Below are 18,593 nucleotides of genomic sequence, written 5' to 3' on the forward strand. Positions count from 1 at the left end.
TCAAGACTCAGGTTTTCCGGACCGGGCCGCCAGGAGCATGCCCAGCCGCTCGGCGAGCGTCTGGACCGCCGGCGCCTGGAGGATGGAGTGGTGATCGCCCTGGACCTGGTGCTCCTCCACCCCCCCGGCCACCCAGCGGCCCCAGCCTCCCGAGCTCCCCGCCGACACGGGCACGGCCGTCCCGCTCGCCCGGAAGAGCGTGAGCCGGCCGCCGTAGGGCCCCGGCACGTACCGCGCCAGGGCACGCAGGTTGCTCTCGAAGACGCGGTACAGGAGACGGAGTTCCTCGAACCCCACGCCCTGCTTCAGGACCCCCGCTTCGCGGCCCAGGTCGAGCAGCCGGCGCAGCAACACCTCCTCGGGCTCCGGGAGTGAGTCCTCCAGGTGCAGCACTGGAACGGGCAGGCCGAGGAGCCGGGCCGTGAACTCCACGAACCGGGAGGCGATCCACGCGGCACCAGCCCCCTCGGGCAGGCGCTGCTCGAAGGCGTAGGCGTCGACGAGCACGAGCTGCTCCACACGCTCGCCCTGTTGCTCGAGCTGCCGCGCCATCTCGAAGGCCACCACCCCACCCAGGGACCAGCCACCCAACCGGTACGGACCCGTGGGTTGGACGGTGCGGAGGGCCTCCACGTAGCAGGCCGCCATGGACTCGACCGTCTGGAGCGGCACGCACTCCCCTTCGAGCCCCGGGGACTGCAACGCGTAGAACGGAACCTCCGTGCCGAGCCGCCGCGCCAGCTCCAGGTAGGGCAGGACCGTGCCGCTCACGGGGTGGACGCAGAAGAAGGGACGGCCCGAGCCCCCCGTCGACAAAGGCACCAGCGGAGACACGCGCCCCGGCGCCTGGCGCAGCCGCACCGCCAGCTCCTCGAGGGTGGCCGCCTGGAACAGCGCCGCCACAGGCAGGCTCCGGCCCAGACGCTCGCGGATCGTCGACATGAGCCGCATGCCCAGCAGGGAGTGACCTCCCAACTCGAAGAAGTTGCTCCCGGGCCCCACCGGCTGGACACCCAGCAGCTCCTCCCAGATGCGGACGAGCTGGAGCTCCCACGCGTCCCGAGGCGCCACGACGGAGGACTCCAGCGAGAGCCCCTCGGGAGCCGGGAGCGCCTTCCGGTCCACCTTGCCGTTGGGCGTCAGCGGCAGGGCCTCCAGTACCACGATGGCCGTGGGCACCATGTACTCGGGCAACCTCTCCCTCGCGTACTGCCGCAACACCGCCGCCTCGAGCGCTCTTCCTTCCGGCACCACGTACGCCACCAGCCTCTTGCCCTCGCCTCCGTCCTCCCTCACCACCACCACCGCCTCGCGCACGCCCTCCTGCTGCCGCAGCACCGCTTCCACTTCGCCCAGCTCGATGCGGAAGCCCCTCACCTTCACCTGGTGGTCGATTCTCCCCAGGTACTCCAGCTCCCCTCCCGCCAGCCACCTCACCCGGTCTCCTGTCCGGTACAGCCTTTCTCCTCCGCCAAACGGGCTCGGTACGAAGCGCTCAGCCGTCAGCTCCGGCCTGCCGAAGTAGCCCCGTGCCTGGCCTTCTCCTCCCAGGTACAGCTCTCCCGCCACGCCCACCGGCACCGGCTCCATCTCCACGTCCAACACGTATGCCCGTTTCCCCGTCAGGGGCCGACCAATCGTCGGCTCTCGCTGCGTATCGCCGGGCACTCGCGTGTACGTCGAGTACGTCGTGTCCTCCGTCGGGCCGTACAAGTTGAGCACCCGCTCCACCCCGGGCAGCGCCTCGTGTATCGCCCTCACCAGTGCCCCTGTCAGCGGCTCTCCCGCAAGGTTCACCGTCTTCACTCCCTCCGGCACTCCCCGGCTTCGCACCAACTCCGCCATCGCCGACGGTACCGTGTTCACCACCCTCACCCTCCCCGCTCCCTCCAGCTCCGGTAGTGCCAGCGCCTTCTCCGCCACCACCACCACTCCGCCCCTCGTCAGCGGCGCGAACAGCTCGAATACCGACAGGTCGAAGTTCAGCGACGTCGCCGCCAGCACACCCTCCAACTCCTCTCCACTGAATTCCCCCGCCGCCCACCTCACGAACGCCACCGCGTTGCGGTGCTCCAGCGCCACTCCCTTCGGCCTCCCCGTCGAGCCCGACGTGTACAGGACGTACGCCACGTTCCCCGGCTCCGCGCTCCTGCCCGGGTTGTCCGTCCTCTCTCCAGCCAGCTCCTCGCTCTCCAGCTCCACCCGCTGCGCTCCCACCTCCGGCAGCTTCTCCAGCAAGTGCGACTGGCCTACCACCACCCTCGGCCTGGCCTCCTCCAACATGAAGCCCAGCCTCTGACTCGGGTAGTTCGGGTCCAACGGCACGTACGCCCCTCCCGCCTTGAGCACCCCCAGCACCCCCACCACCATCTCCTCCGTGCGCTCCACGCACAGCCCCACCCTCTCCTCAGGGCCCACCCCCAGCTTCTTCAGCCGGTGCGCCAGCTTGTTGGCCCTCTGGTTGAGCTCTCCGTACTTCAGCTCCTTTCGCCCGCTCACCACCGCCACCGCTTCCGGCGTCCTCTCCACCTGCTTCTCGAACAGCTCGTGCAGGCACTCGTCCTCGGGGCCCGTCCTTCCGGTGGTGTTCCATTCCTCCACCACCTGCCGCCTCTCCTCCTCCCCCATCAGCGGCAGCTCCTTCAGCCTCTTCTCCGGCGCACGCACGGCGGCCTCCAGCAGCACCCTCAGGTGCCCCAGCATCCGCTCCACCGTCTCCGCCTCGTACAGGTCGCTGTTGAACTCCATCCCTCCCGCCAGCCCCTGCTCCGTCTCCACCATCGCCAACGTCAGATCGAACTTCGACGTCTTCCCCTCCGCCTCCACCGCCTCCAGCGTCAGTCCCTCCAGCTCAACACCCTTCACCGGAGTGTTCTGCAGCGTGAACATCACCTGGAACAGCGGGCCGCGGCTCAGGTCTCGCTCGGGCTTGAGCTCCTCCACCAGCTTCTCGAAGGGCACTTCCTGGTGCGCATACGCCCCCAGCGTCACCTCCCTCACCTGTCCCAGCAGTTCTCGGAACGTGGCGTTGCCGTCCAGCTTCGCCCTCAGCACCAGCGTGTTCACGAAGAAGCCAATCAGCCCCTCCGTCTCCGCTCGGGTGCGGTTGGCAATGGGCGAGCCCACGCTCACGTCCTGCTGCCCTGAGTACCTCGACAGAACCGTCTGGAACGCCGCCAGCAACACCATGAACGGTGTGGCGCTCTCGCGCTGTGCCAGGACCTTCACCGCTTCCCGCAGCTCCCTCGGCCAGTGGAAGCTCCGATGCTCGCCCCGGTACGCCTGCACCGCCGGGCGAGGCTTGTCCGTTGGCAACTCCAGCGCGGGCGGCGCTCCCTTCAGCTGCTTGCGCCAGTAGTCCAGCTGCTCCTTCAGCACCTCTCCACTCAGCCACTGCCGCTGCCACGCCGCGTAGTCCGCGTACTGCACCGGCAGCTCCGCCAACGGGGACGGCCTACCCCGCGCGTACGCCTCGTACAGAGCCGCCAGCTCCCGAACCAGGAGCCCCATCGACCAGCCGTCCGACACGATGTGGTGCATCACCAGCACCAGCACGTGCTCCCTCTCCCCCAACTTCAGCAGTGTGGTCCTCAGCAGCGGACCCTGAGCCAGGTCGAATGGACGCTGGGTCTCCGCCTCTACTCGACGCTTCGCCTCGGCCTCTTTCCGGGCCTCGGGCAGTCCGCTCAGCTCCTCCACGGTGAACGCGAGCCGCGGCTCCTCGGAGATGATCTGCACCGGTTCCCCGCCCTCGGTCCGGAATGCCGTGCGCAGCGCCTCGTGCCGGCGCACCAGCTCCTCGAAGCCTCGCCCCAGCGCGCCCACGTCCAACGCCCCCTTCAGCTTCACCACCGCGGGCACGTTGTAGAACGCGCTTTCCTGCTCGAGCTGATCCAGGAACCACAGCCGCTGCTGTGCGAATGACAGCGGCAGCGCGCCGTCTCTCGGCACACGCATCAACGGCGGCGCCCCGAGTCCCACCTTCGTGGCCAGAACCCGCGCCGCCAACTTCTCCACTGTCGGCGCCTCGAAAACCGCCCTCAGCGGCAGCTCCACTCCGAACGTCTCTCGCACCCTCGACACCAGCTGTGTCGCCAACAGCGAGTGCCCTCCCAGCTCGAAGAAGTCCTCTCCCAGGCCCACCTTCTCCTGGTGCAGCACCTCCTCCCAGAGGCTCGCCAGCTTCCGCTCCGTCTCCGTGCGCGGAGCCTCGTGTCCCTCCCGCACTCTCTCCTGCTCCGGAGCCGGTAGCGCCTTCCGGTCCACCTTGCCGTTGGGCGTCAGCGGTAGCGCCTCCAGCTCCACCACCGCCGACGGCACCATGTACTCCGGCAGCGTTTCCTTCACGAAGCCGCGCAGCTCTCCGGCCTCCAGCTTCTGTCCAGGCTTCGCCACCGCGTACGCCACCAGCCGCTTGTCTCCCGGCGCCTCCTCCCTCACCACCACCACCACTTCCCCCACCGCCGGGTGCCTGCTCAGCGCCCCTTCCACTTCTCCCAGCTCGATGCGGTAACCCCGCACCTTCACCTGCCCGTCCCGCCTCCCCAGGAACTCCAGCTTCCCGTCCCCCTGCCACCTCACCATGTCCCCTGTCCGGTACAGCCTTTCCCCTGTGCCGAATGGACTCGGTACGAATCTCCCCGCCGTCAGCTCCGGCCGGCTCACGTACCCCACCGCCAATCCGTCTCCCCCCACGTACAGCTCTCCCACCACTCCCACCGGCACTACCTGCATCTCCCCGTCCAACACGTATGCCTTCGTGTTCGTAATGGGTTTGCCTATCGACACCCTCGCCCCTACTTCCTCTCCTCCCTCCATCCGGTTGCAGCTCGAGAACGTCGTGTTCTCCGTCGGCCCGTACCCGTTGATGAGTACTCCTCCCGTGGCGAGCCGCTCCCTCACCCTCTCCACTGGCAGGACGTCTCCTCCCGCCAGCACCTGCTTCACCTTCCCCAGTGCCTCTGCCTGCCGCGCCTGCATCTGCTCGAACAGCGCCGCCGTCAGCCACAGCACCGTCACCCCGTACTCCCCCAGCGCCCTCCCCAGCTCCTCCAGCGTCGGCGTCCCCGCCGGGTACACCACCAGCTTCGCTCCGCTCAGCAGTGCTCCCCACACCTCCAGCGTCGAGGCGTCGAATGCCATCGGCGCCAGCTGCAGCACCACCTCTCCGGCTCCCAGCTTCACGTAGTCCGCGCCCAGCACCAGCCTCGCCACTGCCCGGTGCGGCACTCCCACTCCCTTGGGGCGGCCTGTCGACCCCGACGTGTACATCACGTACGCCAGGTTCCCCCCTCCCACTCCTGACTCCGGCGCGCTCTCCGGCTGGGCACTGATGGCCTCCCCATCCACGCTCACCACCGGCTCCGTGCCCTCTGGTGGTTTGCCCTTCGCCACCACCACCGCCACGCCCGCTTCTCTCTTCATCCACTCCAACCGCTCCGCCGGGTAGCTCGCCTCCAGCGGTACGTACACTCCTCCCGCCTTCAAGATGCCCAGCATCCCCACCACCATCTCCACCGAGCGCTCCACGCTCAGCCCCACCCTCACCTCGGGGCCTACTCCCATTCCCCTCAGGTGGTGCGCCAGCTGATTGGCCCTCCGGTCCAACTCCCCGTACGTCAGGCTCTTGCCCTCGCACTCCACCGCGATGGTGTGGGGCGTCCTCTCCACCTGCGTCTCGAACAGCTCGTGCAGGGCCTTCTCTCGCGGGTACTCCTTCACCTTCCCGCTCCACTCCTCCACCAGCCGCCGCTTCTCCTCCTCCCCCATCAGCGGCAGCTCCTTCAGCCTCTTCTCCGGCGCCCGCACAGCTCCCTCGAGCAGCACCCGCAGGTGCCCCAGGAGCCGCTCCACCGTCTCCGCCTCGTACAGGTCGCTGTTGAACTCCATCCCTCCCGCCAGCCCCTGCTCCGTCTCCTCCATCGCCAGCGTCAGGTCGAACTTCGACGTCTTCCCCTCCGCCTCCACTCCCGCCAGCGTCAGTCCCTCCAGCTTCACTTCCTTCACTGGCGCGTTCTGCAGGACGAACATCACCTGGAACAGCGGACTGCGGCTCAGGTCCCTCTCCGGCCTCAGCTCCTCCACCAGCTTCTCGAATGGCACTTCCTGGTGCGCGTAGGCGCCCAGCGTCACCTCCCTCACCTGCCTCAACAGCTCCCGGAACGTGGCGTTGCCGTCCAGCTTCGCCCTCAGCACCAGCGTGTTCACGAAGAAGCCAATCAGCCCCTCCGTCTCCGCCCTCGTCCGGTTGGCGATGGCAGAGCCCACGCTCACATCGTCCTGCCCCGCGTACCTCCCCAACACCACCTGGAACGCCGCCAGCAGCACCATGAACGGCGTGGCGCCTTCCTTCTGCGCCAAGGCCTTCACCGCGTCTTGCAGCTCCCTCGGCCACTGGATGCCTCGGGACTCACCGCGGAAAGTCTGCACCGCCGGGCGCGGCTTGTCCGTCGGCAACTCCAGCGCGGGCGGTGCTCCCCGCAGCTGCTTGCGCCAGTAGCCCAGTTGCTCCTCCAGCACCTCTCCATCCAGCCACTGCCGCTGCCATGCCGCGTAGTCCGCGTACTGCACCGGCAGCTCCTCCAACGGGGACGGCTTCCCCTTCGAGAACGCCTCGTACAGCTCCGCGACCTCCCGCACGAGAATCCCCATCGACCAGCCGTCCGACACGATGTGGTGCATCACCAGCACCAGCACGTGATCCCTCTCTCCCAGCTTCAGCAGCGCGATCCTCAACAACGGACCCTTCTCGAGCTCGAACGGCCTCCGGGCCGACTCCTCCACCCGCCGCTGTGCCTCGGCCTCTCTCCGAGCCTCGGGCTGATCGCTCAGGTCCTCCGCGGTGAACGCCAGTACCGGCTTCTCGGAGATGACCTGCACCGGCTCTCCGTTCTCTACCCGGAACGTCGTGCGCAACGACTCGTGCCTGCGCACCAACTCCTCGAAGCTCCTCTCCAGCGCCTCTACGTCCAGCTCGCCGGTCAGCTTCACCACCGATGGCACGTTGTAGAACGCGCTCCCTGGCTCCAACTGATCCAGGAACCACAGCCTCTGCTGCGCGAATGACAGCGGCAGCACTCCGCCTCTCGCCACACGCTTCAACGGCGGTGCCTTGACTCCCACTCCTCTGCTCGACTCGCTGCCCACCCTCTCCGCCAACGCCTCCACGGTCGGAGCCTCGAAGATATCCCTCAGCGGCAGTTCCACTCCGAAGGCTTCTCTCACCCGCGACACCAACTGCGTCGCCAGCAGCGAGTGTCCTCCCAACTCGAAGAAGTCTCCCCGGACTCCTACCCGCTCCAGCCCCAGCACCTCCTCGAAGATGCTCGCCAGCTTCTGCTCCGTCTCCGTGCGCGGCGCGGTGAAATCCGCATCCTGCTCTCCACCGAGGTGCGGCGCCGGCAGCGCCTTGCGATCCACCTTGCCATTGGGCGTCAGCGGCAATGCCTCCAACTCCACAATGGCCGACGGCACCATGTACTCCGGCAGCATTCCTCCCAGGAAGCCGCGCAATGCCGTGGCGTCCAGCGCGTGCCCCTCTCGCGCCACCGCATACGCCACCAACCGCTTGTCTCCCGGCGCCTCCTCCCTCACCACCACCACCACTTCCCCCACCGCCGGGTGCCTGCTCAACGCCGCTTCCACTTCCCCCAGCTCGATGCGGTAGCCCCTCACCTTCACCTGCCCGTCGCGGCGGCCCAGGAACTCCAACTTCCCGTCCCCCTGCCACCTCACCATGTCCCCTGTCCGGTACAGCCTCTCCCCTGTGCCGAACGGGCTCGGTACGAATCTCTCCGCCGTCAGCTCCGGCCGGCTCACGTACCCCACCGCCAATCCCTCTCCCCCGACGTACAGCTCCCCCACCACCCCCACCGGCACTACCTCCATCTCCCCATCCAACACGTATGCCTTCGTGTTCGTGATGGGCTTGCCGATGGATACCCTCGCCCCTACTTCCTCTCCCCCCTCCATCCGGTTGCAGCTCGAGAACGTCGTGTTCTCCGTCGGCCCGTACCCGTTGATGAGTACCCCTCCCGTAGCGAGCCGCTCCCTCACCCTCTCCACCGGCAGGACATCTCCTCCCGCCAGCACCTGCTTCACCTTCCCCAGTGCCTCTGCCTGCCGCGCCTGCATCTGCTCGAACAGCGCCGCCGTCAGCCACAGCACCGTCACCCCATACTCCCCCAACGCCCTCCCCAGCTCCTCCAGCGTCGGCGTCCCCGCCGGGTACACCACCAGCTTCGCTCCGCTCAGCAGCGCTCCCCACACTTCCAGCGTCGACGCGTCGAACGCCATCGGCGCCAGCTGCAGCACCACTTCTCCGGCTCCCAGCTTCACGTAGTCCGCGCCCAGCACCAGCCTCGCCACCGCACGGTGCGGCACTCCCACTCCCTTCGGCCTTCCCGTCGAGCCCGACGTGTACATCACGTACGCCAGGTTCCCTCCTCCCACTCCTGACTCCGGCGCGCTCTCCGGCTGCGCGCTGATTGCCTCCCACTCCCCATCCACGCTCACCACCGGCTCCGTGCCCTCTGGTGGTTTGCCCTTCGCCACCACCACCGCCACGCCCGCTTCTCTCTTCATCCACTCCAAGCGCTCCGCCGGGTAGCTCGCCTCCAGCGGCACATACACTCCTCCCGCCTTCAGGATTCCCAGCATCCCCACCACCATCTCCACCGAGCGCTCCACGCTCAGCCCCACCCTCACCTCCGCGCCCACTCCCATCCCCCTCAGGTGGTGCGCCAGCTGATTGGCCCGCCGGTCCAGCTCCCCGTACGTCAGGCTCCTGCCCTCGCACTGCACCGCGATGGCCCGTGGCGTCCTTTCCACCTGCAGCTCGAACAGCTCGTGGATGCTCTTCTCTCGCGGGTACTCCTTCACCTTCCCGCTCCACTCCTCCACCAGCCGCTGCTTCTCTTCCTCCCCCATCAGCGGCAGTTCCTTCAGCCTCTTCTCAGGCTGCTCCACTGCCGCTTGCAACAAGACCCGCAAGTGCCCCAACAGCCGCTCCACCGTCGCGGCTTCGTACAGGTCACTGTTGAACTCCATCCCTCCCACCAGCCCCTGCTCCGTCTCCACCAGCCCCAACGTCAGGTCGAACTTCGACGTCTTCCCCTCCGCTTCCACTCCCGCCAGCGTCAGTCCCTCCAGCTTCACTTCCTTCGCTGGCGCGTTCTGCAGGACGAACATCACCTGGAACAGCGGACTGCGGCTCAGGTCCCTCTCCGGCCTCAGCTCCTCCACCAGCTTCTCGAATGGCACTTCCTGGTGCGCGTAGGCGCCCAGCGTCACTTCCCTCACCTGCCTCAACAGCTCCCGGAACGTGGCGTTGCCGTCCAGCTTCGCCCTCAGCACCAGCGTGTTCACGAAGAAGCCAATCAGCCCCTCCGTCTCCGCCCTCGTCCGGTTGGCGATGGCAGAGCCCACGCTCACATCGTCCTGCCCCGCGTACCTCCCCAACACCACCTGGAACGCCGCCAGCAGCACCATGAACGGCGTGGCGCCTTCCTTCTGCGCCAAGGCCTTCACCGCGTCTTGCAGCTCCCTCGGCCACTGGATGCCTCGGGACTCACCGCGGAAAGTCTGCACCGCCGGGCGCGGCTTGTCCGTCGGCAACTCCAGCGCGGGCGGTGCTCCCCGCAGCTGCTTGCGCCAGTAGCCCAGTTGCTCCTCCAGCACCTCTCCATCCAGCCACTGCCGCTGCCATGCCGCGTAGTCCGCGTACTGCACCGGCAGCTCCTCCAACRGGGACGGCTTCCCCTTCGAGAACGCCTCGTACAGCTCCGCGACCTCCCGCACGAGAATCCCCATCGACCAGCCGTCCGACACGATGTGGTGCATCACCAGCACCAGCACGTGCTCCCTCTCCCCCAGCTTCAGCAGCGTGATTCTGAGCAATGGTCCGCTGGCCAGATCAAACGGACGCCTCGCTTCTTGCTCCGCCCTCCGCCTCGCTTCGGCCTCTCGCTCCACTTCCGGCTGCCCACGGAGCTCCACTCGCTCCAACGGCACCCGGACCTGCTCGGAGATGACCTGCACCGGCTTCCCATTCTCGGTGCGGAACGTCGTGCGCAACGCCTCGTGCCGACGCACCAGCTCCTCGAAGCTCTTCTCCAGCACATCCTCCCGCAGCGCTCCCGTCAGCCTCACCACGGCGGGCACGTTGTAGAAGGCACTCCCTCGCTCAAACTGGTCCAGGAACCACAACCGCTGCTGCGCGAACGACAGCGGCGGCGCGGCTCGCCGATCCACTCGCGGCTTCAGCGGCGGAACCCGGAGTACCACCCCAGAGCCCACGGGCTTCTCCACCCGTCCGGCGAGAGACTCCACCGAAGGCGCTTCGAAGACGTCCCTCAGCGGCAACTCCACTCCGAAGGCTTCTCTCACCCGCGACACCAACTGCGTCGCCAGCAGCGAGTGTCCTCCCAACTCGAAGAAGTCTCCCCGGACTCCTACCCGCTCCAGCCCCAGCACCTCCTCGAAGATGCTCGCCAGCTTCTGCTCCGTCTCCGTGCGCGGCGCGGTGAAATCCGCATCCTGCTCTCCACCGAGGTGCGGCGCCGGCAGCGCCTTGCGRTCCACCTTGCCATTGGGCGTCAGCGGCAAYGCCTCCAACTCCACAATGGCCGACGGCACCATGTACTCCGGCAGCATTCCTCCCAGGAAGCCGCGCAATGCCGTGGCGTCCAGCGCGTGCCCCTCTCGCGCCACCGCATACGCCACCAACCGCTTGTCTCCCGGCGCCTCCTCCCTCACCACCACCACCACTTCCCCCACCGCCGGGTGCCTGCTCAACGCCGCTTCCACTTCTCCCAGCTCGATGCGGTAACCCCGCACCTTCACCTGCCCGTCCCGCCTCCCCAGGAACTCCAGCTTCCCGTCCCCCTGCCACCTCACCATGTCCCCTGTCCGGTACAGCCTCTCCCCTGTGCCGAATGGACTCGGTACGAATCTCTCCGCCGTCAGCTCCGGCCGGCTCACGTACCCCACCGCCAATCCGTCTCCCCCCACGTACAGCTCTCCCACCACTCCCACCGGCACCGGCTCCATCTCCCCATCCAACACGTATGCCTTCGTGTTCGTAATGGGTTTGCCTATCGACACCCTCGCCCCTACTTCCTCTCCTCCCTCCATCCGGTTGCAGCTCGAGAACGTCGTGTTCTCCGTCGGCCCGTACCCGTTGATGAGTACTCCTCCCCCAGCCAGCCTCTCCCTCACCCTCTCCACCGGCAGGACGTCTCCTCCCGCCAGCACCTGCTTCACCTTCCCCAGTGCCTCTGCCTGCCGCGCCTGCATCTGCTCGAACAGCGCCGCCGTCAGCCACAGCACCGTCACCCCGTACTCCCCCAGCGCCCTCCCCAGCTCCTCCAGCGTCGGCGTCCCCGCCGGGTACACCACCAGCTTCGCTCCGCTCAGCAGTGCTCCCCACACCTCCAGCGTCGAGGCGTCGAATGCCATCGGCGCCAGCTGCAGCACTACCTCTCCGGCCCCCAGCTTCACGTAGTCCGCGCCCAGCACCAGCCTCGCCACCGCCCGGTGCGGCACTCCCACTCCCTTCGGCCTTCCCGTCGAACCCGACGTGTACATCACGTACGCCAGGTTCCCTCCTCCCACTCCCGCCTCCGGCGCGCTCTCCGGCTGGGCACTGATGGCCTCCCACTCCCCGTCCACGCTCACCACCGGCTCCACTCCCACCGGTAGCTCCTCCGCCACCTTCTCCTGCGCCACCACCACCGCCACTCCCGCTTCTCTCTTCATCCACTCCAACCGCTCCGCCGGGTAGCTCGCCTCCAGCGGTACGTACACTCCTCCCGCCTTCAAGATGCCCAGCATCCCCACCACCATCTCCACCGAGCGCTCCACGCTCAGTCCCACCCTCACCTCGGGGCCCACTCCCATCCCCCTCAAGTGGTGCGCCAGTTGGTTGGCCCGCCGGTCCAACTCCCCGTACGTCAGGCTCCTGCCCTCGTACTCCACTGCGATGGCGTGTGGCGTTCTCTCCACCTGCTGCTCGAACAGCTCGTGCAGGGCCTTCTCTCGCGGGTACTCCTTCACCTTCCCGCTCCACTCCTCCACCAGCTGCCGCCGCTCCTCCTCCCCCATCAGCGGCAGCTCCTTCAGCTTCTTCTCTGGCTGCTCCACCGCCGCTTGCAGCAGTACACGCAAGTGCCCCAGCAGCCGCTCCATCGTCGCGGCCTCGAAGAGATCGCTGCTGTAGTTCACCGTCGCCGCCACCCCGTCCGGCAGCTCATCCACCAGCAGCGACAGGTCGAACCTCGAGGTCTTCTCCTCCGCCTCCACGCCCTCCAGTGTCAGCGCCTCCAGCTTCACCTCCGCCGTCACCGGCGTGTTCTGCAGTGTCAGCGTCACCTGGAAGAGCGGCGAGTGGTTCAGGCTCCGCTCCGGCCTGAGCTCTTCCACCAGCTTCTCGAAGGGCACGTCCTGGTGCGCGTACGCCCCCAGCGTTACCTCCCGCACCTGTTTCAGCAGCTCCCGGAAGCTCTGCTCCCTCGACAGCTTCGTCCTCAGTACCAGCGTGTTCACGAAGAAGCCGATCAGCCCCTCCGTCCTCGCGTGCGTACGGCCCGCGATGGGCGAGCCCACGCTCACGTCCTCCTGGCCCGAGTACCTCGACAACACCGTCTGGAATGCCGCCAGCAGCACCATGAACGGTGTCGCGCCCTCTCTCCGGCCAAGCGCCTCCACCGCCTTCCAGAGCGCCTTGGGCCACATCACGTGCCGGCTCTCGCCCCGGTACGTCCGCACCGCGGGCCTCGGCTTGTCCGTTGGCAGCTCCAGCACCGGAGGAGCACCCTCCAGCTGCTCGCGCCAGTACCCCAGCTGCTCCTCGAGGACATCCCCGCTCAGCCACTGCCGCTGCCACGCCGCATAGTCCGCGTACTGCACCGGCAGCTCCGCCAACGGAGAGCGCTTGCCCTTCGAGTACGCCTCGTACAGGCCCGCCAGCTCCCGCACGAGAATCCCCATCGACCAGCCGTCCGACACGATGTGGTGCATCACCAGCACCAGCACGTGCTCCTTCTCCCCAAGCTTCAGCAGCTTCGTCCTCAGCAGCGGGCCCTTCTCGAAGTCGAACGGACGCTGTGCTTCTTGCTCCGCCCTCCGCCTCGCTTCGGCCTCGCGCGCGGCCTCCGGCAGCGTGCTCAGCTCCTCCACGCTGAAGGCGAGCCTCGGCTCCTCGGAGATGACCTGCACCGGCGCCCCGTTCTCCACCCGGAACGTCGTGCGCAGCGCTTCGTGCCGGCGCACCAACTCCTCGAAGCTCCGCTCCAGAGCCTCCGTCTTCAGCTCGCCCCTCAGTCTCACCACCGCGGGTACGTTGTAGAAGACGCTTCCCTGCTCGAGCTGATCCAGGAACCACAACCGCTGCTGCGCGAACGACAGCGGCAACGCGCCATCTCTCGGCACCCGCGTCAACGGCGCCTTGATTCCTCGCTTCGCCTCCCGCACCCGAGCCGCCAGCCGCTCCACCGTCGGCGCCTCGAAGACCGTCCTCAGCGGCAGCTCCACTCCGAAGGCGTCTCTCACCCTCGACACCAGCTGCGTCGCCAGCAGCGAGTGCCCTCCCAGCGCGAAGAAGTCCTCTCCCAGGCCCACCTTCTCCTGGCGCAGCACCTCCGCCCAGAGACTCGCCAGCTTCCGCTCCGTCTCCGTACGCGGTGCCTCATGGCCTTCCCGCCCCCGCTCCTGAGCCGGCGCCGGGAGGGCCTTCCTGTCCACCTTGCCATTGGGCGTCAGCGGCAGGGCCTCCAGTACCACGATGGCCGTGGGCACCATGTACTCGGGCAACACTCCGCCCAGGAAGCCGCGCACTGCCGCGGCCTCCAACGTCTGCCCCGGCTTCGCCACCGCGTACGCCACCAGGCGCTTGTCCCCGGGTACGTCCTCCCTCACCACCACCACCACTTCCGCCACCGCGGGGTACCTGCGCAGTGCCACTTCCACTTCGCCCAACTCGATGCGGAAGCCCCTCACCTTCACCTGGTGGTCGATTCTCCCCAGGTACTCCAGCTCCCCTCCCGCCAGCCACCTCACCCGATCTCCCGTCCGGTACAGCCTCTCTCCATGGCCGTACGGGCTCGGTACGAAGCGCTCCGCCGTCAGTTCCGGTCTGCCGAAGTAGCCCCGCGCCTGTCCCTCTCCTCCCAGGTACAGCTCTCCCGCCACTCCCACCGGCACCGGCTTCATCTCCCCGTCCAGCACGTATGCCCGTTTCCCCGTCAGGGGCCGCCCAATCGCCGGCTCTCGCCGCGTATCCCCGGGCACTCGCGTGTACGTCGAGTACGTCGTGTCCTCCGTCGGGCCGTACAGGTTGAGCACCCGCTCCACCCCGGGCAGCGCCTCGTGTATCCCCCGCACCAGCGCTCCCGCCAGCGCCTCTCCCGCCAGATTCACCACCCGCACCGACTCCGGTACTCCCCTCGTCCGCACCAGCTCCGCCATCGCCGACGGCACTGTGTTGACGAGCCTTACTCTCCCCGCCTCCTCCAACTCCGGCAGCTCCAGCGCGTTCCGCGCCACCACCACCGTCCCACCCCTCGTCAGCGGCGCGAACAGCTCGAATACCGACAGGTCGAAGTTCAGCGACGTCGCCGCCAGCACACCCGCCAGTTCATCTCCGCTGAACTCCCCCGCCGCCCATCTCACGAACGCCACCGCGTTGCGGTGCTCCAGCGCCACTCCCTTCGGCCGGCCCGTCGAGCCCGACGTGTACAGGATGTACGCCACGTTCCCCGGCTCCGCGCTCCCGCCTGGGTTGTCCGTCCTCTCTCCGGCCAGCTCCTCTCCCTCCAGCTCCACCCGCTGCGCTCCCACTTCCGGCAGCTTCTCCAGCAAGTGCGACTGGCCTACCACCACCCTCGGCCTGGCCTCCTCCAACATGAAGCCCAGCCTCTGCCCCGGGTAGTTCGGGTCCAACGGCACGTACGCCCCTCCCGCCTTGAGCACCCCCAACACCCCCACCACCATCTCCTCCGTGCGCTCCACGCACAGTCCCACCCTCTCCTCGGGACCCACTCCCAACTTCCTCAACCGGTGCGCCAGCCTGTTGGCCCTCTGGTTGAGCTCTCCGTACTTCAGCTCCCTCCGCCCGCTCACCACCGCCACCGCTTCCGGCGTCCTCTCCACCTGCTTCTCGAACAGCTCGTGCAGGCACTCGTCCTCGGGGCCCGCGCTCCCAGTCGTGTTCCACTCCTCCACCACCTGCCGCTGCTCCGCCTCCCCCATCAGCGGCAGTTCCTTCAGCCTCTTCTCCGGCTGCTCCACCGCCGCCTGCACCAGCACCCGCAGGTGCCCCAGCATCCGCTCCACCGTCGCGGCCTCATACAGGTCGCTGTTGAACTCCATCCCTCCCGCCAGCCCCTGCTCCGTCTCCTCCATCGCCAGCGTCAGGTCGAACTTCGACGTCCCACCTTCCGCTTCCACTCCCGCCAGCGTCAGTCCCTCCAGCTTCACTTCCTTCACTGGCGCGTTCTGCAGGACGAACATCACCTGGAACAGCGGGCTACGGCTCAGGTCCCGCTCGGGCTTGAGCTCCTCCACCAGCTTCTCGAAGGGCACCTCCTGGTGCGCGTACGCCCCCAGCGTCACCTCCCTCACCTGTCCCAGCAGTTCTCGGAACGTGGCGTTGCCGTCCAGCTTCGCCCTCAGCACCAGCGTGTTCACGAAGAAGCCAATCAGCCCCTCCGTCTCCGCTCGGGTGCGGTTGGCGATGGGCGAGCCCACGCTCACGTCCTGCTGTCCTGAGTACCTCGACAGCACCGTCTGGAACGCCGCCAGCAGCACCATGAACGGTGTGGCGCTCTCACGCTGCGCCAGGCGCTTCACCGCGTCTTGCAGCTCCCTCGGCCACTTGAATCCAAGGTACTCACCCCGGAAGGTCTGCACCGCCGGGCGCGGCTTGTCCGTTGGCAACTCCAGCGCGGGCGGGGCTCCCTCCAACTGCTTGCGCCAGTAGCCCAGGTGCTCCTCCAGCACCTCTCCGCTCAGCCACTGCCTCTGCCATGCCGCGTAGTCCGCGTACTGCACCGGCAGCTCCGCCAACGGGGACGTCTTGCTTCGAGAGAACGCCTCGTACAGGCCCGCCAGCTCCCGCACGAGAATCCCCATCGACCAACCGTCCGACACGATGTGGTGCATCACCAGCACCAACACGTGCTCCCTCTCTCCCAGCCGCAGCAGCCTCGTCCTCAGCAGCGGGCCCTGAGCCAGATCGAACGGCCGCTGTGCTTCCTCCCCCACTCGACGCTTCGCCTCGAGCTCCCGATCGGCTTCCGCCAGCGTGCTCAGATCCTCCATCGGGAAGGCCAGTGCTGGCTCCTCGGAGATGACCTGCACCGGTGACCCGTTCTCCACCTGGAACGTCGTGCGCAGCACTTCATGCCGATACACCAGCGCCTCGAAGCTCCTCTCCAGCGCACCCACGTCCAACACGCCCGTCAGCTTCACCACCACCGGCACGTTGTAGAACGCGCTCCCTGGCTCCAACTGATCCAGGAACCACAACCGCTGCTGCGCGAATGACAGCGGCAGCGATCCGCCTCTCGCCACACGCTTCAACGGCGGTGCCTTGGCTCCCGCCTCTCTGTCCGACTCGCTGTCTACTCTCTTCGCCAACGCCTCCACCGTGGGCGCTTCGAAGACGTCCCTCAGCGGCAGCTCCACCCCGAAGGACTCTCTCACCCTCGACACCAGCTGCGTCGCCAGCAGCGAGTGCCCTCCCAGCTCGAAGAAGTCTCCCTGTGCCCCTACCCGCTCCAGCCCCAGCACTTCCTCGAAGATGCTCGCCAGCTTCCGCTCCGCCTCCGTTCTCGGTGCGGTGAAGTCCTCTCCCCGCACCTCACCGAGGTCCGGAGCCGGCAGCGCCTTACGATCCACCTTGCCGTTGGGCGTCAGCGGCAACGCCTCCAGCTCCACTACCGCCGACGGCACCATGTACTCCGGCAGCGTTTCCTTCACGAAGCCGCGCACCTCTCCGGCCTCCAGCCTCTGTCCGGGCTTCGCCACCGCGTACGCCACCAGCCTCTTGTCTCCCGGCACTTCCTCCCTCACCACCACCACCACCTCCCCCACCGCCGGGTGCTTGCTCAGCGCCCCTTCCACCTCTCCCAGCTCGATGCGGTAGCCCCGCACCTTCACCTGCCCGTCCCGCCGGCCCAGGAACTCCAACTTCCCGTCCCCCTGCCACCTCACCAGGTCTCCCGTCCGGTACAGCCTTTCTCCTCTTCCAAACGGGCTCGGTACGAATCTCTCCGCCGTCAGCTCCGGCCGGCTCACGTACCCCACCGCCAATCCCTCTCCCCCTACGTACAACTCTCCCACCACCCCCACCGGCACCGGCTCCATCTCCCCATCCAACACGTATGCCTTCGTGTTCGTGATGGGTTTGCCGATGGACACCCTCGCCCCTACTTCCTCTCCCCCCTCCATCCGGTTGCAGCTCGAGAACGTCGTGTTCTCCGTCGGCCCGTACCCGTTGATGAGTACCCCTCCCGTAGCGAGCCGCTCCCTCACYCTCTCCACYGGCAGGACRTCTCCTCCCGCCAGCACCTGCTTCACCTTCCCCAGTGCCTCTGCCTGCCGCGCCTGCATCTGCTCGAACAGCGCCGCCGTCAGCCACAGCACCGTCACCCCRTACTCCCCCAACGCCCTCCCCAGCTCCTCCAGCGTCGGCGTCCCCGCCGGGTACACCACCAGCTTCGCTCCGCTCAGCAGCGCTCCCCACACYTCCAGCGTCGASGCGTCGAAYGCCATCGGCGCCAGCTGCAGCACCACTTCTCCGGCTCCCAGCTTCACGTAGTCCGCGCCCAGCACCAGCCTCGCCACTGCCCGGTGCGGCACTCCCACTCCCTTCGGCCTTCCCGTCGAACCCGACGTGTACATCACGTACGCCAGGTTCCCCCCTCCCACTCCCGCCTCCACCCTGCTCTCCGGCTGGGCACTGATGGCGTCCCACTCCCCATCCACGCTCACCACCGGCTCCACTCCCACCGGTAGCTCTTCCGCCACCTTCTCCTGCGCCACCACCACTGCTACCCCTGCTTCGCGCTTCATCCACTCCAGGCGCTCCGCCGGGTAGCTCGCCTCCAGCGGTACGTACACTCCCCCTGCCTTCAAGATGCCCAGCATCCCCACCACCATCTCCACCGAGCGCTCCACGCTCAGCCCCACCCTCACCTCGGGGCCCACTCCCATTCCCCTCAAGTGGTGCGCCAGCTGGTTGGCCCGCCGATCCAACTCCCCGTACGTCAGGCTTCTGCCCTCGCACTCCACCGCGATGGCCCGCGGCGTCCTCTCCACCTGCGCCTCGAACAGCTCGTGCAGGGCCTTCTCCCGCGGGTACTCCTTCACCTTCCCGCTCCACTCCTCCACCAGCTGCCGCCGCTCCTCCTCCCCCATCAGCGGCAGTTCCTTCAGCTTCTTCTCCGGCTGCTCCACCGCCGCTTGCAGCAGTACGCGCAGGTGCCTCAGCAGCCGCTCCATCGTCGCGGGCTCGAAGAGGTCACTGTTGTAGTTCACCATCGCCACCACGCTCTCTGGCAGCTCATCCACCAGCAGCGACAGGTCGAACTTCG

Annotated in this window: 1 protein-coding gene (running past one end of the window); it reads right to left on the bottom strand. The window is 67.7% G+C overall.

Translation table 11 applies throughout. The annotated features are described in order from the left end of the window. Positions 1 to 18,593: the 3' portion of a non-ribosomal peptide synthetase gene (locus BO221_RS16105; protein ID WP_083681071.1), read on the bottom strand. It continues 13,978 nt past the right edge of the window; only the last 18,593 of its 32,571 coding nucleotides appear in the window; its start codon lies off the right edge, out of view — the gene reads right to left on this strand; it ends in the stop codon at positions 1 to 3.

The organism is Archangium sp. Cb G35 (genome assembly GCF_001896145.1).
Taxonomy (GTDB): domain Bacteria; phylum Myxococcota; class Myxococcia; order Myxococcales; family Myxococcaceae; genus Archangium; species Archangium violaceum.